Annotated in this window: 16 protein-coding genes; 13 read left to right on the top strand and 3 right to left on the bottom strand. The window is 66.9% G+C overall.

Annotation, left to right across the window (positions count from 1 at the left end):
* The 6 genes from aceF to purF all read left to right on the top strand — a co-directional run.
* The coding region (gene aceF, locus O4H32_RS10425; RefSeq protein WP_269358913.1) for a dihydrolipoyllysine-residue acetyltransferase at positions 1–1,409 on the top strand (1,409 nt) is incomplete at its 5' end.
* Positions 1,410–1,419: 10 nt separating this feature from the next.
* Positions 1,420–3,186 carry a dihydrolipoyl dehydrogenase gene (gene lpdA / locus O4H32_RS10420; RefSeq protein WP_269358911.1) on the top strand — a complete coding sequence of 589 codons (1,767 nt, stop codon included), beginning with the start codon at positions 1,420–1,422 and terminating at the stop codon, positions 3,184–3,186.
* A gap of 155 nt (positions 3,187–3,341) precedes the next feature.
* Positions 3,342–4,754, top strand: coding sequence for a bifunctional tetrahydrofolate synthase/dihydrofolate synthase (folC, locus tag O4H32_RS10415; protein WP_269358909.1), 1,413 nt, complete (start codon positions 3,342–3,344; stop codon positions 4,752–4,754).
* A gap of 129 nt (positions 4,755–4,883) precedes the next feature.
* Positions 4,884–5,636, top strand: coding sequence for an SPOR domain-containing protein (locus O4H32_RS10410; protein ID WP_269358907.1), 753 nt, complete (start codon positions 4,884–4,886; stop codon positions 5,634–5,636).
* The gene (locus O4H32_RS10405) at positions 5,633–6,121 is read left to right on the top strand and encodes a CvpA family protein (protein ID WP_269358906.1); all 489 of its coding nucleotides are present in this window, start codon (positions 5,633–5,635) and stop codon (positions 6,119–6,121) included. Before O4H32_RS10410 ends, O4H32_RS10405 begins: the two co-directional genes overlap by 4 nt.
* Positions 6,122–6,136: 15 nt before the next feature.
* Complete coding sequence (gene purF, locus O4H32_RS10400) at positions 6,137–7,639, top strand: amidophosphoribosyltransferase (RefSeq protein ID WP_269358905.1); 1,503 nt, start codon at positions 6,137–6,139, stop codon at positions 7,637–7,639.
* A 96-nt stretch (positions 7,640–7,735) separates the two neighbouring features.
* Here purF and O4H32_RS10395 read toward each other — a convergent pair whose 3' ends face one another.
* The 3 genes from O4H32_RS10395 to map are packed head-to-tail and all read right to left on the bottom strand — an operon-like array spanning position 7,736 to position 11,748.
* Positions 7,736–8,242, bottom strand: coding sequence for a disulfide bond formation protein B (locus O4H32_RS10395; RefSeq protein ID WP_269358904.1), 507 nt, complete (start codon positions 8,240–8,242; stop codon positions 7,736–7,738).
* A complete protein-coding gene (locus O4H32_RS10390; RefSeq protein ID WP_269358903.1) occupies positions 8,239–10,890 on the bottom strand; it encodes a [protein-PII] uridylyltransferase in 2,652 nt (883 codons plus the stop codon). The genes O4H32_RS10395 and O4H32_RS10390 overlap by 4 nt, the downstream gene beginning before the upstream one ends.
* A 15-nt stretch (positions 10,891–10,905) precedes the next feature.
* Positions 10,906–11,748 carry a type I methionyl aminopeptidase gene (gene map / locus O4H32_RS10385; RefSeq protein ID WP_269358901.1) on the bottom strand — a complete coding sequence of 281 codons (843 nt, stop codon included), beginning with the start codon at positions 11,746–11,748 and terminating at the stop codon, positions 10,906–10,908.
* Between the two features lie 290 nt (positions 11,749–12,038).
* On the opposite strand from map, the gene rpsB reads away from it, so the two are divergent.
* From rpsB to ispC, 7 genes are all read left to right on the top strand, one after another.
* A complete protein-coding gene (rpsB, locus tag O4H32_RS10380; RefSeq protein ID WP_269358899.1) occupies positions 12,039–12,791 on the top strand; it encodes a 30S ribosomal protein S2 in 753 nt (250 codons plus the stop codon).
* Positions 12,792–12,889: 98 nt separating this feature from the next.
* Complete coding sequence (tsf, locus tag O4H32_RS10375; RefSeq protein WP_269358897.1) at positions 12,890–13,765, top strand: translation elongation factor Ts; 876 nt, start codon at positions 12,890–12,892, stop codon at positions 13,763–13,765.
* 199 nt (positions 13,766–13,964) lie between these two features.
* Positions 13,965–14,681 (top strand): UMP kinase, encoded by a 717-nt coding sequence (gene pyrH / locus O4H32_RS10370; protein WP_269358895.1) that lies wholly within the window; start codon positions 13,965–13,967, stop codon positions 14,679–14,681.
* An 8-nt stretch (positions 14,682–14,689) separates the two neighbouring features.
* The gene (gene frr, locus O4H32_RS10365; RefSeq protein ID WP_269358893.1) at positions 14,690–15,250 is read left to right on the top strand and encodes a ribosome recycling factor; all 561 of its coding nucleotides are present in this window, start codon (positions 14,690–14,692) and stop codon (positions 15,248–15,250) included.
* Between the two features lie 19 nt (positions 15,251–15,269).
* A complete protein-coding gene (gene uppS, locus O4H32_RS10360) occupies positions 15,270–16,034 on the top strand; it encodes a polyprenyl diphosphate synthase (RefSeq protein ID WP_269358890.1) in 765 nt (254 codons plus the stop codon).
* A gap of 28 nt (positions 16,035–16,062) precedes the next feature.
* Positions 16,063–16,905 carry a phosphatidate cytidylyltransferase gene (locus tag O4H32_RS10355; protein WP_269358888.1) on the top strand — a complete coding sequence of 281 codons (843 nt, stop codon included), beginning with the start codon at positions 16,063–16,065 and terminating at the stop codon, positions 16,903–16,905.
* Between the two features lie 57 nt (positions 16,906–16,962).
* Complete coding sequence (ispC, locus tag O4H32_RS10350) at positions 16,963–18,168, top strand: 1-deoxy-D-xylulose-5-phosphate reductoisomerase (RefSeq protein ID WP_269358886.1); 1,206 nt, start codon at positions 16,963–16,965, stop codon at positions 18,166–18,168.
* Positions 18,169–18,173 lie beyond the last annotated feature (5 nt).

Here is an 18,173-nt window from a genome sequence, read left to right as displayed (position 1 = left end):
CTGCTCAGGCGCCCGCGCCCGCGGCCCAGGCCGCCGCCCCCGCTCCGGTCGCGGCGCCCGCCGCGGCGCCGGCCGCCGCAGGTGGCACGCAGTCCGTGGTCGTGCCCGACATCGGCGATTTCGATACGGTCGAGGTCATCGAGATCCTGGTGGCCGTGGGCGATACGATCGAGGCCGAACAAAGCCTGATCACGGTCGAATCCGACAAGGCCTCCATGGAAATCCCGGCCTCGGTGGGCGGGGTGGTCAAGGCCCTGAAGGTCAAGCTGGGCGACAAGGTCTCCCAGGGCACGGAAATCCTGGTGGTGGAAACCTCCGGCGGCGCATCCTCCGCGCCCGCCCCGGCGTCCGCCGCAACGGCTCCCGCGGCCGCGCCTGCGCCTGCGCCGGCCCCCGCAGCCCCGGCCCCGGCCACTCCCGCCATGGCTTCCAGCGCCCCGGAGCGCACTTCGCCGACGGCGTCCTTCGCCGAAGCCGAAGTCCCCTTGCGCAACCTGCCGCACGCCTCGCCTTCGGTGCGCCAGTTCGCCCGGGAACTGGGTGTCAACCTGGCCCAGGTCAACGGCAGCGGCCCCAAGAACCGCATCACGGCCGACGACGTCCGCGCTTTCGTCAAGCAGGCCCTGTCCACCGGCGGCGCCAGCCCCGTGGGCTCGACCGTGCCCGCGGGCGGCGGCTTCAGCGTGCTGGGCTGGCCCAAGGTCGACTTTGCCAAGTTCGGTGAAATCCAGACCAAACCACTGTCGCGCATCAAGAAGATCTCCGGCGCCAACCTGCACCGCAACTGGGTCATGATTCCTCACGTCACCAACAACGACGTGGCGGACATCACCGAACTGGAAGCCCTGCGCCAGCAGTTGAACGCGGAGAACAAGAAGTCCGGCGCCAAGGTCACCATGCTGGCCTTCCTGATCAAGGCCGTGGTTGCGGCGCTGAAGAAATTCCCGGAATTCAACGCTTCGCTGGACGGCGACAACCTGGTGCTCAAGCACTACTTCCACATCGGCTTCGCGGCGGACACGCCCAACGGCCTGGTGGTGCCGGTGATCCGGGACGCCGACAAGAAGGGCGTCATGGAACTGGCGGCGGAAACCTCCGAACTCGCCGGGCTCGCTCGCGAGGGCAAGCTTTCACCCGCGCAGATGCAGGGTGGCTGCTTCTCGATTTCGTCCCTGGGAGGGATCGGCGGCACGGACTTCACGCCCATCATCAACGCGCCCGAAGTCGCCATCCTCGGCGTGTCGCGCTCGACGATGCAGCCCGTCTGGGACGGCAAGGCATTCCAGCCGCGCCTAATGCTGCCGCTGTCGCTGTCCTACGATCACCGCGTGATCGACGGGGCCGCCGCCGCGCGCTTCAACGCCTATCTGGCTGGCCTGCTGGCGGACTTCCGCCGCATCATCCTGTAAGGGGGACGGCATGAGCCTCATCGATCTGAACGTCCCCGACATCGGCGATTTCGACACGGTCGAAGTCATCGAGATCCTGGTCAAGGCGGGCGACGCCATCCAGGCCGAGCAGAGCCTGATCACCGTGGAGTCCGACAAGGCCTCCATGGAAATTCCCGCCGAGCAGGGCGGGGTGGTCAAGGAAGTCCTGGTCAAGCTGGGCGACAAGGTGTCCCAGGGCACGCCCGTCGTCCGCATCGAGGCGGCCGGTGGCGGCGCCGCGGCAACGGCCCCGGCAGCCGCCGCGCCCGCTCCGGTGGCGTCCGCCGCGCCGGCGTCCCAGGCGGCTCCGGCGCCCGCGCCCGCGCAGTTTTCCGGTGCGTCCGACGGCGAATACGACGTCCTGGTGCTGGGCGCGGGCCCCGGCGGCTATTCGGCCGCCTTCCGTGCCGCCGACCTGGGCCTGAAAGTCGTCCTGGTGGAACGCTACGCCACGCTGGGCGGGGTCTGCCTGAACGTCGGCTGCATCCCCTCCAAGGCCCTGCTGCACACCGTCGGCGTGCTGGAAGAAGCCAAGTCCATGGCCGCCCACGGCATCGCCTTTGGCGAGCCGACGATCGACCTGGACAAGCTGCGTGGCTACAAGGATTCCGTGGTGGGCAAGCTGACCGGCGGCCTGGCCGGCATGGCCAAGGCCCGCAAGGTCACGGTCATCCAGGGCGTGGGCACCTTCGCCGATCCGCACCACCTGACGGTGGCCAAGGCGGATGGCGGCCAGGCCACGATCAAGTTCGCTTCGGCCATCATCGCGGCCGGCAGCCAGTCGGTCAAGCTGCCGTTCCTGCCGGACGATCCTCGCATCGTCGACTCCACCGGCGCGCTGGCGCTGAAATCGGTGCCCAAACGCATGCTGATCGTCGGCGGCGGCATCATCGGCCTGGAAATGGGCACGGTCTACTCCGCGCTGGGCGCCCGCCTGGACGTGGTGGAAATGCTGCCTACCCTGATGACCGGCGCCGATCGCGATCTGGTCAAGGTCTGGGACAAGATGAACGCCAGGCGCTTCGATCACGTCATGCTCAACACCAGGACGGTGGGGGCAGAGGCCAAGGAAGACGGCATCTGGGTCACCTTCGAGGGTGATGCGGCGCCCAAGGAGCCCCAGCGCTACGATCTGGTGCTGCAGGCGGTCGGCCGTTCGCCCAACGGCAAGAAGATCGGCGCGGAAAACGCCGGCGTGGCGGTGTCCGACCGGGGCTTCATCGCTGTGGACAAGCAGATGCGCACCAATGTGCCGCATATTTACGCCATCGGCGACATCGTGGGCCAGCCCATGCTGGCGCACAAGGCCGTGCATGAGGCCCACGTGGCCGCCGAGGTCATCGCAGGCCACAAAGCCTTCTTCGATGCGCGCGTGATCCCCTCGGTGGCCTACACGGATCCCGAGGTGGCCTGGGTCGGCCTGACCGAGGAGACTGCCAAGAAAGACGGCATCGCCGTCAAGAAAGGGCTGTTCCCCTGGCAGGCTTCGGGCCGCGCCATCGCCAATGGCCGTGACGAGGGCTTCACCAAGCTGCTGTTCGACGCGGAAACCGGCCGCATCCTGGGCGGCGGGATCGTGGGTACCCATGCGGGCGACCTGATCGGTGAAATCGCGCTCGCCATCGAGATGGGCGCCGACTCCGTGGACATCGGCAAGACGATCCACCCGCACCCGACGCTGGGCGAATCGATCGGCATGGCCGCCGAAGTCGCCGATGGGCATTGCACGGACGTGCCCCCGGCCAGGAAGAAGTAAGGGGCCCCACGCCGCGCAGCCTTCGGCTGCTTGCCGCCCCCCAGGGGGGCTCTCCGGCCTTGGGGCTTCCCTGCGGACAGCAGGGATGCCCGGCGTTCCTTGAACGGCAGGTGCTAATATCGGCACCTGCCGTTTTTCATTGTCGAACTCCGCTCATGTCACTCACCGCTCCCGCCCCGGGCGCCGCGCTCGCCGACTGGCTGGCCTATCTTGAAACCCTGCACCCGAAAGCCATCGACCTCGGCCTGGAGCGCATCCGCGCCGTGGCGGGCCGCCTGGATTTGTCTCTGGACTGCGTCAAGATCACCGTGGCCGGCACCAACGGCAAGGGTTCCACCTGCGCCATGCTGGAATCCATGCTCCTTACTGCGGGCTACAAGGTCGGCAAGTACACTTCTCCCCATCTGCTGCGCTTCAACGAACGCATCTGCGTGAATGGCGCCGAAGCCTCCGACGCCGACATCGTGGCGCAACTCGAACGCATCGAGGCCGTCCGGGACGGCGTCACCCTGACCTATTTCGAGATGACCACGCTGGCGGCCTTGCTGCTGTTCCAGGCCGCGCGTCTGGACGCCGTGGTCCTGGAGGTCGGTCTGGGCGGCCGGCTGGACGCGGTCAACCTGATCGACGCCGACTGCGCGATCCTGACCAGCGTGGATCTGGACCATATGCAATACCTGGGCGATACCCGCGAGGCGATCGGCCTGGAAAAGGCCCACGTCTTTCGGCCCGGGCGACCCGCCATCTGTGCCGACCCCGTCCCGCCGCAGACCGTCGTCGATCATGCCGAGGCGATCGGCGCCGATCTCTGGCGCGTCGGTGTCGACTTCAACTATTCCGGCGATCGGCAGCAATGGGCCTACGGTGGCCGTGTGCAGCGCCGCAACGCGCTGGGCTATCCCGCGCTGCGGGGTGCCAACCAGTTGCTGAATGCTTCGGCTGCCCTGGCGGCGCTGGAGGCCTTGCGCGACCGCCTGGTGGTGACCCAGCAGGACGTGCGGCAGGGCCTGCTCCACGTCAGCCTGCCGGGACGCATGCAGATCCTGCCCGGGCTGCCCGCCACCATCCTGGACGTGGGGCATAATCCGCACGCGGCCTCGGCCCTGGGCCAGAATCTGGACAGCATGGGGCACTATCCGCATACCTACGCGGTGGTGGGCATGTTGCGGGACAAGGAGATCGAAGCCACATTGTCGCGCCTGTCGCGGCGGGTGGACCGCTGGCTGTGCGCCACGCTGGGCGGGCCGCGCGGTACCACCGCCGATGAACTGGCCGCCATTGTGCGCCGCATCGGCGGCGAGCAGGCGCCTGTGGATCCCTTCATCGCCCAGACCAGTGAAATCGCCCGGCCTTCCGGCGAGCACAAGCCCGGGGTGCGGGCGGCGCCCAGACCCGCCGTGGCGGCCCGGGATGTGCAGGTTTCCACTTTTGACAGTCCGGAACAAGCCTTTGCCGAAGCCAGGAGACTGGCGACCGACAATGATAGAATCCTCGTGTTCGGATCGTTTGCCACGGTCGGCCCTGTGCTCGATGTCCTGCGCCGTGAAGGCCGGGATGTCCTGTCCTGATCGGGCCAGGGGCCGGTCCGCCACTTTTGATGGGTTGGCAGCACGATGTTTTTTCGCAAGGGAACCGACACGGGACAACGCGCTTCGGCACGATCCGCGGGAACCGAGGCCCAGCTCCGTGAACTGCGCGTGAAGGCTCGCCGACGTCTGATCGGCGCACTGGCCTTGGTCCTGGCGGCCTTTATCATCGTCCCCTGGCTGTTCGACGAGCCCGTTCCCGACGATGCGCATGCCCCGATCGTGGTGCCCGCACCGGTCGCCGGCCTGCCTCCGGTCGCCGATCATCCCGCCACGCAGCCCGATACCGCCTCCGGCACCGCCGCGGATACGAATCCGGCCGCCGAAGTACCCGCCGAACCGGCCCCGGCGCCCGCGCCGGCCCAGCCTCCGGCGGCCATCTCCGCGCCCGAGCCCGCCGCCGCGCCCACCCAGCCCGCACGGGCCGCACCCGAGCCGGCGCGCGAAAAAACCGCCACCGAACCCGCCAAGGCCACTGAACCATCCAAGGCAACCGATCGCTCAGGTGCGGAAAAGCCAGCGGTCAACCGTCCGCCGGCCGATCGCACCGACGACGGCTCCGTCGCCCTGGCCCTGCTGGCCGGCAAGGCCCCGTCCCCGGCCCGCTCCGAATCCCGGCCTGCTGCCGGTGGTCGCTACTATCTGCAGGTCGCCGCTTATACGACCGAACAGGATGCGCAGGCGCGGCGAGACAGCCTGCGCCAGGCCGGCGTCACCGACGCCTATGTCGAGCGCGGCCAGTCCAACGGCCGCACCGTCTACCGGCTGCGGGTGGGGCCTTTCGGCTCCCACGAGGCCGCCCAGGCGGCCCAGACCCGGCTGCGGGCGCTGGGCTACCAGAATGGCCTGATTTCCGGCAAGTGACCAGCTTCGACTACTTTGTGCTGGCCGTCGTGGCCGTTTCGGCCCTGATCGGTCTGTTGCGCGGCTTTCTGCGCGAAGTCCTGTCGCTGGTCGCCTACATCGCGGCCTTCGTGGCCGCCATCTGGTGGGGGCCGGCGGCATCGGACTGGCTGCTGGGCCTGATCGACAACGGCCTGCTGCGCGCGCTGGCCGCCTATGGGGCAGTGTTCATTCTCGCCTTGCTGCTGATCGGTTTGCTGAACATGGCATTGGGCGCGCTGGTCGACCGCACCGGCCTGACGCCGGCCGACCATGGCCTGGGTGCGGTGTTCGGCGCGGTACGCGGCGTCGTGCTGGTTCTGGCCCTGGTGGGGCTGGCGGGCTACACTCAGCTTCCTCAAGAACCCTGGTGGCGGGACGCGCGCACCTCGGCCGCGGCCGTCCGGGGTTTTCAGCAAGTCAAATCTTTGTTGCCGACCCAGGTGGCGGAACTGCTTCCCTATTAGCCGGAATTCATCCTTATGTGCGGAATCGTGGGTGTGATGGGGCGCGGCCCCGTCAATCAGTTGATCTATGACAGCCTCCTGCTGCTGCAGCATCGGGGCCAGGATGCGGCCGGCATCGCCACCGCGCATGACCAGTTCTTCAGCATGCACAAGGCCCACGGCCTGGTGCGCGATGTGTTCCGCACACGGAACATGCGGGCGCTGCCCGGCAACAGCGGGGTGGGGCAGGTGCGTTATCCCACGGCGGGTTCCAGCGCCAGCGTGGACGAAGCCCAGCCCTTCTACGTGAACGCGCCGTTCGGCATCACCTTCGTGCACAACGGCAATCTCACCAACTGGCGCGAACTGCGCGAATCCCTGTTCAAGCACGACCGTCGCCACATCAACACCAATTCCGATTCCGAAGTCCTGCTCAACGTCTTCGCCCACGAATTGCAGCAAGCGTCCAACGGCGTCACCCTGGATGCGCACGCGGTGTTCCAGGCGGTGCGCGCGGTGCACCGGCGCGCCAAGGGTGCCTACGCCGTGATCGCCAACATCAGCAGTTTCGGCCTGGTGGCGTTCCGCGATCCGCACGGCATCCGGCCCCTGTGCCTGGGCCGCAACGACACGGCGGCCGGTCCGGAATGGATGCTGGCTTCAGAATCCGTCGCGCTGACCGGCAGCGGATTTTCTCTGGTGCGCGACATCGCGCCCGGCGAGGCCGTCGTCATCACGGAAGACGGCGAACTGAGCGCCGAGGCCTGCGCCGATCCCGGCCTGGAGCATACGCCCTGTGTTTTCGAGTACGTCTATTTCGCCCGTCCGGACTCTCTGATGGACGGTATCTCCATCTATGACGCGCGCCTGCACATGGGCGAATATCTGGCGGACAAGGTCGCCAAGTCGCTGCGCCTGGGCGATGTGGACGTGGTCATGCCGATCCCCGATTCCTCGCGGCCGTCGGCCATGCAACTGGCCGCGCGCCTGGGGCTGAATTACCGCGAGGGGTTCATCAAGAACCGCTATGTGGGACGTACCTTCATCATGCCCGGCCAGGCCGTGCGCAAGAAGTCCGTGCGTCAGAAGCTCAGCGCCATCGACATGGAATTCCGCGGCAAGAGCGTCCTGCTGGTCGATGACTCCATCGTGCGCGGCACCACCAGTCGCGAAATCGTCGACATGGCCCGCGCGGCGGGTGCGCGCAAGGTCTTCTTCGCTTCGGCGGCGCCGGCGGTCCGTTATCCGAACGTCTACGGCATCGACATGCCGACCCAGGCCGAACTGATCGCCACCGGACGGGACGAGACGCAGATCGCCCGGGAGATCGGCGCCGACGGCCTGGTCTACCAGGACCTGGACGATCTGGAACAATCCCTGCGCGACTTGAATCCGGCCATGCGTACCTTCGAGTCGTCCTGCTTCAGCGGCCGTTATGTCACCGGCGATATCGACGAAGCCTATCTGGAGCGCCTCAGCCGCACACGCGGCCTGCCTCAGCGCTCCGGCGCCATGGCGGCCGCCATCGACGAAAGCTGAGTCCGTTAACCACGTCGCGCCTTGCAAGGCGCATCTCCATCCGTGGCAGCTCTCCACGTCGCGCCTTGCAAGGCGCTCCGATTCGCCAGGCGCAGATCAGTCCGCAGGGGACTGATCTGCGTCCGGGCTCATCCACAGCGTCGCAAGCGACAGCGCGGCGCAGACGACGAACAGCGCCAACCCCCACAGCGCGTATTCCACGCCCAGCAGATCGACGCGGGCGTCCATGCAGGTCGCGTAGATGCCGAACAGCCAGGGCAGGGCGGCATCCAGCCCCGATGCCGAGACGAAGCGGTCGGCGAAGGTCTGTGCGCAGGAAAACAGTTGCGAGGCCACACTGTGCTGGTACCAGGCGGCCGCGATGCCGCACACCGACAGGACGGCGGTCACGGCGGCGCCCGTGCGGCGCACGATGTCCGGCCCCCAGCCCATGCCCGCCAACCCGCAGACGGCGGCGATGGCCAGAAGGATCAGGCGCTGCAGGACGCACCAGGCGCAGGGCCTCATGCCGAACACGTGTTGCGAGATCAGGGCGACGCCCACGGCGGTCAGGCACAGCAGGCTGATGAAGCGCAGGAGACGGTCGGAGCGGGTCGGAGTCATGGTGATGGAGCCAGGTCTGTCGAAGAAAGCGTGAGAGAGGAGTCGGCCGCCGCGCCCAGCGCTTCCAGCACCTGGCGCTCGAACTTCATCTGGCCCCGGGGGTGTTCCAGGCCGGGGCCGTCGAGAATGAAAATGTCTTCTACACGGTCGCCCAGCGTCATGATCTTGGCCATCTTCAGGCTGATGTCGTGACGGGCGAACACTCGGGCCAGATCGTGCAACAGGCCGACGCGGTCGGCCGCCGTGACGGACAGCCGCCAGTTGCCGCCCTGTTCGTCGGGCTGCAGGGTGACGCTGGGCATGATCGGGAACGCTCTGGAGCGGCGCGATCCGGGGCGTGGAGCGGGCGCATCCCCGTCACCAGCCCGGCCGTCGGCCAGCGCGGCGCGCAACTCGTGCTCGATCAGGGCGGCCATGGAGCGGTAGTCGCGATCATGTTCCGGCAGCAGCACGATGAAGCTGTCCAAGGCCCATCCCTGGCGCGTCGTGTGGATGCGGGCGTCCTGGATGCTCAGGCCGTGACGGTCGAAATAGGTGCAGATGCCCATGAAGAGGTCCGGCCGGTCGGGGGCGTAGGCGAGGACCTGCAGGGCCTCGCTCTGGCCCAGGACACGAGCGCGCACGACCGGATCCGGTCCCTGGAAGCGGTGGTAGAGGTGCCGTGTGTGCCAGGCGATCTCGTTGGCATCGTGGCGCAGGAAATAGGCCACATCCAGTTGAGACCAGAAGGCTTCGCGGCTGTCGTCGCGCAGCCCCATGCGGCGTGTTTCGGCGGCGGCGGCGGCCTTGCGCAGGGCCAGGATGGTCCGGGTGTCGGGCTGCTCGCCTCCCAGGGCCGCGAGCGTCCGGTGATATAGATCCTCCAGCAGCTTGCCCTTCCAGGTGTTCCAGACTTTCGGGCTGGTGCCCCGGATGTCGGCCACCGTCAGCAGATACAAGGCGGCCAGCCTGCGCCGGGATCCGACACGGGCGGCGAATTCGTGGATCACCCGGGGATCGCTCAGATCCCGCTTCTGGGCCACCTGGGACAGGGTCAGGTGCTCGCGCACCAGGAAATCCAGCAATTCGACGGATTCACGCGGCAGGTCGTGGCGACGGGCGAAGCGCCGCACTTCGGCGGCGCCCAGTTGCGAGTGATCGCCGCCACGCCCCTTGGCGATGTCGTGAAACAGGGCTGCCACGTAGAGCAGCCAATGCTCGTCCAGGTCGGCGATCAACTGGCTGGCCAGGGGATATTCCTGGGCATGTTCCGGCATGGTGAAACGCCGCAGATTGCGGATCACCATCAGAATGTGCTGGTCCACGGTGTACGCGTGGAACAGGTCGTGCTGCATCTGGCCGACGATGCGCCGGAACGCGGGCAGGTAGCGTGGCAGGATGTTCCACATCGTCATGTCGCGCAAGGCATGGACGATGCCGCGTGGCTGACGCAGGATTTCCAGGAACAGGCGACGGTTGGCTGGATCCTCGCGGAACGCCCGGTCGATGCGGTGACGGGCGTGCCACATGGCCCGCAGCGTGCCAGCCGCCATGCCTTGCAGCTCCGGGTGCCGCTGCGTGATCAGAAAGACCTTCAGCAACAGGCCGGGCGTGCGTTCGAAGGCGTCCTCGCGAACCAGGCTCAGCCGCCCGCGGCGGACGCAGAAATCCTCGTCCAGCGCGACGGTTTCTTCCTGGGGCCGGGGGAACAGTCGTTCCTCCAGCGTCAGCATCAGCAGGCGGTTGACCTGGCAGACCACGCGGGCGGCCCAGTAGTAGCGCTGCATCAGCAGTTCCCCGGCGCGCCGGTGCGGCTGGTCGACGAAACCGTAGACTCGCGCCAGACGAGGCTGCAGGTCGAACAGCAGACGATCCTCGCGACGCCCGGCCAGCAGGTGCAGCTCGATGCGCAGACGCTTGAAGGCCAGCTCCGCACGCCGCAAGGCGCGGAATTCGGCTGAAGTCAACAGGTCGGTGCGCGCGACCGCGCTCCAGGTCGTGCCCAGCCCTGCCGCGCGAGCCAGCCACAGCAGCACCTGCAGGTCGCGCAGACCGCCGGGCGCTTCTTTGCAATTGGGTTCCAGCGCATAGGGCGTGTCCTGGTGGCGCGCATGCCGCTGCTGCATTTCGGTGCGCTTGGCCAGGTAGAAGTCGCGGGGGTTCACATCCTGAAGCATTCGTTCGCGAAATCGCTGAAACAGCGACCGGCCGCCAGCCAGCCAGCGGGCTTCCAGCAGCGAGGTCTGTACGGTGATGTCGGCGGCGGCTTCGTGCCGGCATTGCTCCAGGGTGCGCACGCTCAGGCCCGGTTCCAGGCCAATGTCCCACAGGGCGGCGACCAGGGGTTCGATGAGTGCGCGGGCCTCGGCATCCGGAGCACGCTCGAGCAGGATCAGAATGTCAAGATCTGAGCCGGGGTAGAGTTCCCCTCGGCCGTAGCCTCCGACCGCCGCCGCGCAGGCGCCCGCCGGCAGAGGGTGGATCTTCAGCAGGCCGCGCAACGTATCGTCGGCGATGCGTCGCAGGGCCGACAGCAGTGCGTCGGGCCGCAGATGTTCGCGCCAGGACCGGATGGCCTCCGCCCTGCGTGCCTGCATCCGGGCACGCAGTTCAGCCAGGGCCGGCTGGTACGAGTCGGGGCCTGTTTCGAGGCGGCCCGGTGTGTTCATGCGTGCCTCGGGCGCCTATACGCTCCCCACCTCGCGGCCCGCATGCCGCTCGGATTCGGCCTTGACGAAGGCGGGAGGCGCCGGCATGCCGGGCGACACCGTCAGGACTTCGTATCCGTCGTCGGTGACCAGGATGCTGTGTTCCCATTGAGCCGACAGGCTGTGGTCGCGCGTGACGACCGTCCATTGGTCGGCCAGGGTGCGGATCTCGCGGCGGCCGGCGTTGACCATGGGTTCGATCGTGAAGATCATGCCGGGTTCCAGGCGCAGGCCCGTGCCGGGTTTGCCGTAGTGCAGCACCTGGGGGTCCTGGTGGAAGCGGCGCCCCACGCCATGGCCGCAATATTCGCGCACCACGGAAAAGCCCGCGCCCTCGGCGTGTTTCTGGATAGCGTGGCCGATGTCGCCCAGGGTGGCGCCCGGGCGGACCTGCTCGATGCCCAGCCACATGCACTCATAGGTGGTGTCGATCAGGCGGCGGGCCAGGATGGACGGTTCGCCCACGCAGTACATGCGGCTGGTGTCGCCGAACCAGCCGTCTTTGATGATGGTGATGTCCATGTTCAGGATGTCGCCATTCTTCAGGACCTTGTCGCCGGGAATGCCGTGGCAGATGACGTGGTTGACGGAGATGCAGATGGAGGCGGGAAAAGGCGGGTAGCCCGGCGGCGCGTAGCCCACGGTAGCCGACTTCACGTGCAGCGTGTTCGTGAGGTAGTCCATGCACAGGCGTTCAAGCTCGCCCGTCGTGACCCCGGCGCGCACGTGGGGTTCGAGATAATCAAGGATGCTGGCGGCGGCCTGGCAGGCGGCGCGCATCTGGTCGAGTTCGTGAGGGTCGGTGATGATTGGGCTCATGGGGTGCTTGCTGTGCGGACGAGATGAATAGTAGAATTATAGGCTTAGCTGTAAATAGCGTGCCTGGCCGCCCAAGGGTGTGCGCGGCTGATGTGGAAAAACCGGTGGAAGTGCGGGCCTAGGTGTTGCAGGCCTAGGTCGATATCTAGGTCAACACTTCGCATCTTCGCACTTCGTGAAGCTGAGGTATCGGCACCGCGTGTCGATCACCGATATTTCAAGATTCGATTTTTCCATGTTAGCCCCGGATACTGGCCCGGTACAAGACCAAACCCTCTCGGAGAATTTTCATGTCGCTCATGCGCGAAATGCTGGAAGCCGGTGTGCATTTTGGCCACCAGACCCGTTACTGGAACCCGAAGATGGCCGAATACATCTTCGGTCAGCGCAACAAGATCCACATCGTCAACCTGGAACGCACGGTTGAAAAATATCTGGAAGCCAGCCAGTTCGTGCGCCAGATCGCCGCGCGTGGCGGCAACGTCCTGTTCGTCGGCACCAAGCGTTCGGCCCGCGAACTGATCGCCGCCGAGGCGCAGCGCTGCGGCATGCCCTACGTCGACAGCCGCTGGCTGGGCGGCATGATGACCAACTTCAAGACGGTCAAGACCTCGATCAAGCGCCTGAAGGACATGGAAGCCCAGCAGGCCGAAGGCGCCACCGAGCACATGAGCAAAAAGGAAGCGCTCATGTTCGCCCGTGAAATGGACAAGCTCAACAAGTCCATCGGCGGCATCAAGGACATGAACACGCTGCCCGACGCGCTGTTCGTGATCGACGTGGGCTATCACAAGATCGCCGTGGCCGAAGCCCGCACCCTGGGCATCCCGGTGGTCGGCGTGGTCGACACCAATCATTCGCCCGAAGGCATCGATCATGTCATCCCGGGCAACGACGACTCCTCCAAGGCCATCGCCCTGTATGCCCGAGGCATGGCCGACGCCGTGCTGGCCGGTCGTGAGCAGAGCCTCAACGGCCTGGTCGAGGAACTGGCCGAAGGCGAGGAATTCATCGAGGTCGAACAAGACCAGGATCAGGAATAATTTCCTGCCTTCCGCCGTCCCGGCCCACCGCCGACGGGCGGCGGGCACGTCGCGCGCCGCCCGTCGGCGCGCGCATTGATTGAACAGGAGAAATCACAATGGCTCAAATCACCGCCGCCATGGTCAAGGAACTGCGCGAGAAGACCGACGCGCCCATGATGGAATGCAAGAAGGCCCTGACCGAGGCCGAGGGCGACCTGGCGCGCGCCGAGGAACTGTTGCGTGTCAAGCTGGGCAGCAAGGCCTCCAAGGCCGCCAACCGCATCACGGCCGAAGGCCTGATCGGCTTGCACATCGCCGCCGACGGCAAGACCGGTGCGCTGGTCGAAGTCAACTGCGAAACCGACTTCGTCGCCAAGAACGATGACTTCATCGCCTTCGTCAACGATCTGGCCCGCATCGCCGCCGAGCGCAATCCCGCCGACCTGGACGCGCTGAGCGCCTGCGCCATGGGAGAGGGCACCGTCGAATCCGTGCGCGCCAATCTGGTGGGCAAGATCGGTGAAAACATGTCGGTGCGTCGTTTCCAGCGTTTCGACACCGTCGATGGCCTGAACAGCTACGTGCACGGCGGCCGCATCGGCGTGCTGGTCGACTTCGCCGGCACCGAGGAAGTCGGCAAAGACCTGGCCATGCACATCGCCGCGACCAAGCCGCGTGCCCTGAACGCGGACGGCGTGGATCCCGCGCTGATCGCCGCCGAACGCTCCGTGGCCGAACAGAAAGCCGCCGAATCCGGCAAGCCGGCCGAAATCGTCGCCAAGATGGTCGAGGGTTCCGTGCAGAAGTTCCTGAAAGAAGTCACGCTGCTGTCGCAGCCCTTCGTCAAGAACGACAAGCAGACGGTCGAGCAGATGCTCAAGGAAAAATCGGCCCGTATCAACCGCTACGCGCTGTTCGTGGTGGGCGAGGGGATCGAGAAGAAGTCCGAGGACTTCGCCGCGGAAGTCGCCGCGGCTGCCAGCGGTTCCTGATCCCGGCTGATTTCGGGTACGATGGCATCGCGCCCGATGCCCGCCATGCGGCGTTGCGAGTCCTCGCGATAGCTAGGCTATCGCTGTGGATCGCGCCTTGTCTGGCGGGCCCGGGCCAGCGCGTACCCAAGGCCGGGGGCTGCGCTCCCGGCTTCATGCCGCTCTACGCTTCGAACATTACTCCTTCCAGGAATCTTGCATGTCAACCCCTGCCTACAAGCGCGTTCTCCTGAAACTCTCGGGCGAGGCTCTGATGGGCGGCGATGCCTTCGGCATCAACCGCGCGACCATACTCCGCATGACCGAGGAAATCCACGGCGTCGTGTCTCTTGGTGTGCAACTGGCCGTGGTGATCGGCGGGGGCAACATCTTTCGCGGCGTGGCGCCGGGCGCCCAGGGCATGGATCGCGCCACGGCCGATTACATGGGCATGCTGGCCACCGTCATGAACGGACTGGCGTTGCAGGACGCCCTGAAGAACCACGGCGTCGATGCGCGGGTGCAATCGGCGCTGAACATCGACCAGGTGGTCGAGCGCTACATCCGTCCCAAGGCCCTGCGCTACCTGGAAGAAGGCAAGGTCGTCGTTTTCGCCGCCGGCACGGGCAACCCCTTCTTCACCACCGACACGGCCGCCGCGCTGCGCGGCGCGGAAATCGGTGCCGAAGTGGTGCTCAAGGCCACCAAGGTCGACGGTATCTATAGCGCCGACCCCAACAAGGACCCGAACGCCACGCGCTACTCGCGCATCAGCTTCGACGAGGCCATCGTGCGCCGCCTCGAAGTCATGGACGCCACGGCTTTCGCGCTGTGTCGCGACCAGAAGCTGCCGATCAAGGTCTTTTCGATCAACAAACCGGGAGCCCTCCGGCGCGTCGTCTGCGGCGAGGACGAAGGCACCCTGGTTCAGGTATAGGAATCCTCATGAGCCTTTCCGACATCCGCCGCTCGGCCGACGAGCGCATGGGTAAATCCATCGAAGCCCTGAAGGCCAGCCTGGCCAAGATCCGCACGGGTCGCGCCCATGCAGGGATCCTGGACCACGTGCACGTCGAATATTACGGTTCTCCCGTACCGGTGAGCCAGGTCGCCAACGTGACCGTGATCGATGCGCGGACCCTCAGCGTGCAGGTCTGGGAAAAAACGATGGCGGGGCCTGTCGAGAAGGCCATCCGCGAATCCGATCTGGGGCTGAACCCCATCGCCATGGGCGACAACATCCGCGTGCCGATGCCGGCCCTCACGGAGGAGCGCCGCCGGGACCTGACCAAGGTCGTGCGCGGCGAAGGCGAGGATACCAAGGTCGCAGTGCGCAATCTGCGCCGCGAGGCCAATGAAACCCTGAAGAAGCTCGTCAAGGACAAGGAAATCTCGGAGGACGAGGACCGCCGTGGCCAGGACGATGTGCAAAAGCTCACCGACCGTTACGTGGCCGAAATCGACAAACTCGTCGCCCAGAAGGAAGCCGAGATCATGACGGTCTAGCCGCGCGGCGCCACGGCCCATGATCGAAATCTCTTCCTCAACACTCGCCATTCCCGAGACCGGGGACGTGCCTCGGCATGTCGCCATCATCATGGATGGAAACGGCCGTTGGGCAACCCGGCGGATGCTGCCCCGCACGGCGGGGCATGTGCGAGGTGTCCAGGCCGTGCGCCGCATCGTCGAGGCCTGTGGACACCGGGGGGTGCGCTACCTGACGTTGTTCGCCTTCAGTTCCGAGAACTGGCGCCGTCCGGCCGAGGAAGTCTCCCTGCTGATGCGTTTGTTCGTACGCACCCTGGAAAAGGAAGTCGACCGTCTGGAGGCGCAGGGCGTATGCCTGCGCGTGGTGGGCGACCTCTCGGCCTTCGACCCACACCTGCGCGGATTGATTGAGGCCGCCGAGCGGCGCACCGCCGGACAATCGGCCTTGACGCTGACCATTGCCGCCAACTATGGCGGCCGCTGGGACATCCTGCAGGCCACCCGCGCCCTGCTGGCCGACAGGCCCGATCTTGCCGCGCATCCCGAGGCCCTGGACGAGGCCGCCCTGACGCCCTGGCTGGCCATGGCCTATGCGCCGGAGCCCGACTTGTTCATCCGCACCGGCGGGGAGCAGCGGATCTCCAATTTCCTGATCTGGCAACTGGCCTATACTGAACTGTATTTCACCGACTGCTGGTGGCCGGATTTCGACGCTGCGCAGCTCGATCGGGCCTTTACCTGGTACCGGGGCCGCGAACGGCGCTTCGGTCGCACCAGCGATCAGTTGCGCGGCGCCGTCTAGAGCCCGTCCGCCCCAAGGAAACCCGCTCATGCTGCGCCAGCGCATCCTTACCGCCATCGTCCTGCTGCTGATCGTGGCGGGCGCCGTGACCGCTCCGACCCCCTGGCCGATGCTCGCCCTGCTGGGTCTGATGACCGGCTGCGCATTGTGGGAATGGCTGCGGCTGGTGATGGACGGCGCGGCCGCGCGGTGGGGAGCGGCGGTACTGGCCGTCCTGGCGCTGCTGCCTCTGTCCCGTTTGCTGGTCGATGGCCAGCCGGCGCTTGAAGCCGCCTTCGGTTCATTTCTCTTGCCGTTGGCGGTGCTGTTCTGGCTGACCATCGCCCCCGTCGCGGTGGCGCGCGCCCGGGTGCCGGACATTTGCCGGCCCACCGCGCTGGCCCTGGTCGGAGCGCTGGTCCTGGCCTCGACCTGGTACGCCCTGGCGTGGGTCTTCCTGCGCCATGGCGCGGCGGCGCTGATCAGTCTTTGGGCCTTGATCTGGGCTGCCGACATCGCCGCCTATTTCACGGGTCGCTCGTTGGGACGTCATAAACTGGCACCACGCGTCAGCCCCGGCAAGACGATCGAAGGCGCGGCGGGCGGCATCCTGGCGGCGACCGCTTGGCTGGTCGCCACGGCCGTGTGGTGGCCGGACAGCTTCGGCGCGCTGCTGCTGGCGCACGTCGGCTGGGCGGGTCTGGTCGCGGCCGGCGTGGCGCTGGCTGCCTGGTCCATCGTCGGCGACCTGTTCGAATCGCTGCTCAAGCGCCGCGCGGGGGTCAAGGATTCCAGCCAGCTGCTGCCGGGCCATGGCGGCGTGTACGACCGTATCGACGCGGTGCTGCCGGTGGCGCCGGCCGCCGCGCTGTTGCTGATGGCCGGGCTCTAAGGCCAGGCCATTCTTCCGGCGCCCTTTCGCCCCGCATCATCCACAGGATCCGACACCATGCCCGTCCAGCAACGCCTCTGCATCCTCGGCTCGACCGGTTCCATCGGCGTGAGCACGCTGGATGTGGTGGCGCGGCATCCGGACCGCTTTTCCGTCCACGCCCTGAGCGCGCACAGCCGGATCGAGTCGCTGGCGGAGCAGGCGGCGCGGCATGCGGCACGGGTGGTGATCGTGCCCGATGACGCCGCCCGGGCGCGCTTCAAGGCCGCCTGGCCGGCGGGCCGGCCATTGCCCGAAATCCGCCAGGGAGCCCAGGCGCTGGCCGACACCGCGGCCGATCCTGAAGTCACCGCCGTCATGGCCGCCATCGTCGGCGCGGCCGGACTGCCCGGGGCGCTGGCGGCGGCACGGGCCGGCAAGCGCGTCCTGCTGGCCAACAAAGAGGCCTTGGTGGCGGCGGGCAGTCTCTTCATGCGGGCCGTGCGCGAATCCGGCGCCGAACTGCTGCCCATCGACAGCGAGCACAATGCCATTTTTCAATGCCTGCCCCAGTCGGCCGACCGGGCAAGGGCGCCGGCAAGTCCGGCGGAGGGCGTGCGGCGGCTGCTGCTGACCGCCTCCGGCGGGCCGTTCCGGCGAACCGCACTGGATCAACTGGAATCCGTCACGCCGGACCAGGCCTGCGCGCATCCCAACTGGCGCATGGGGCGCAAGATTTCGGTGGATTCGGCCACCATGCTGAACAAGGGGCTGGAAGTCATCGAGGCTCACTGGCTGTTCGCGATGCCGATGGAGCGCATCCAGGTCGTGGTCCATCCTCAGAGCGTGGTGCATTCCATGGTTGAATACCTGGACGGCTCCATCCTGGCCCAATTGGGCCAGCCCGACATGCGCACGCCCATCGCGTACGGCCTGGGCTATCCTGAGCGCATCGACGGCGGCGTCGGCCTGCTGGAGCTCGCCCGTCTCGGGCGTCTGGATTTCGAAACGCCGGATCTGGCGCGTTTTCCCTGTCTGCGGCTGTCTTTCGATGCCCTGGGCCAAGGGCAGGGCGCTTGCATCGCACTGAACGCGGCCAACGAGGTCGCGGTCGACGGCTTCCTGCGCGGGCGCATCCGATACACCCAGATCCCATCCATCATCGAACACTGCCTGGACGATTCCATGGCGCACGGATCGCAAACCCCGTCCTCTCTGGCGGAGATCCTCGATCTGGACGCACGCACGCGCAGTGTCGCGGCAGGCTTCTGCCAGGCCCGCTGAGACCG

Origin of the sequence: Castellaniella denitrificans (assembly GCF_027214045.1) — a bacterium.
Classification (GTDB): Bacteria; Pseudomonadota; Gammaproteobacteria; order Burkholderiales; family Burkholderiaceae_B; genus Castellaniella; species Castellaniella denitrificans_A.
Note: the sequence above shows the minus strand (reverse complement) of the source record. Positions and strands in the feature narration are given on the sequence as shown.

Coding starts and splice junctions, on each gene's coding strand:
- lpdA (WP_269358911.1), top strand. CDS start 1,420: ATGAGCCTCATCGATCTGAACGTCCCCGACATCGGCGATTTCGACACG.
- folC (WP_269358909.1), top strand. CDS start 3,342: ATGTCACTCACCGCTCCCGCCCCGGGCGCCGCGCTCGCCGACTGGCTG.
- purF (WP_269358905.1), top strand. CDS start 6,137: ATGTGCGGAATCGTGGGTGTGATGGGGCGCGGCCCCGTCAATCAGTTG.
- O4H32_RS10395 (WP_269358904.1), bottom strand. CDS start 8,242: ATGACTCCGACCCGCTCCGACCGTCTCCTGCGCTTCATCAGCCTGCTG.
- O4H32_RS10390 (WP_269358903.1), bottom strand. CDS start 10,890: ATGAACACACCGGGCCGCCTCGAAACAGGCCCCGACTCGTACCAGCCG.
- map (WP_269358901.1), bottom strand. CDS start 11,748: ATGAGCCCAATCATCACCGACCCTCACGAACTCGACCAGATGCGCGCC.
- rpsB (WP_269358899.1), top strand. CDS start 12,039: ATGTCGCTCATGCGCGAAATGCTGGAAGCCGGTGTGCATTTTGGCCAC.
- tsf (WP_269358897.1), top strand. CDS start 12,890: ATGGCTCAAATCACCGCCGCCATGGTCAAGGAACTGCGCGAGAAGACC.
- pyrH (WP_269358895.1), top strand. CDS start 13,965: ATGTCAACCCCTGCCTACAAGCGCGTTCTCCTGAAACTCTCGGGCGAG.
- frr (WP_269358893.1), top strand. CDS start 14,690: ATGAGCCTTTCCGACATCCGCCGCTCGGCCGACGAGCGCATGGGTAAA.
- uppS (WP_269358890.1), top strand. CDS start 15,270: ATGATCGAAATCTCTTCCTCAACACTCGCCATTCCCGAGACCGGGGAC.
- O4H32_RS10355 (WP_269358888.1), top strand. CDS start 16,063: ATGCTGCGCCAGCGCATCCTTACCGCCATCGTCCTGCTGCTGATCGTG.
- ispC (WP_269358886.1), top strand. CDS start 16,963: ATGCCCGTCCAGCAACGCCTCTGCATCCTCGGCTCGACCGGTTCCATC.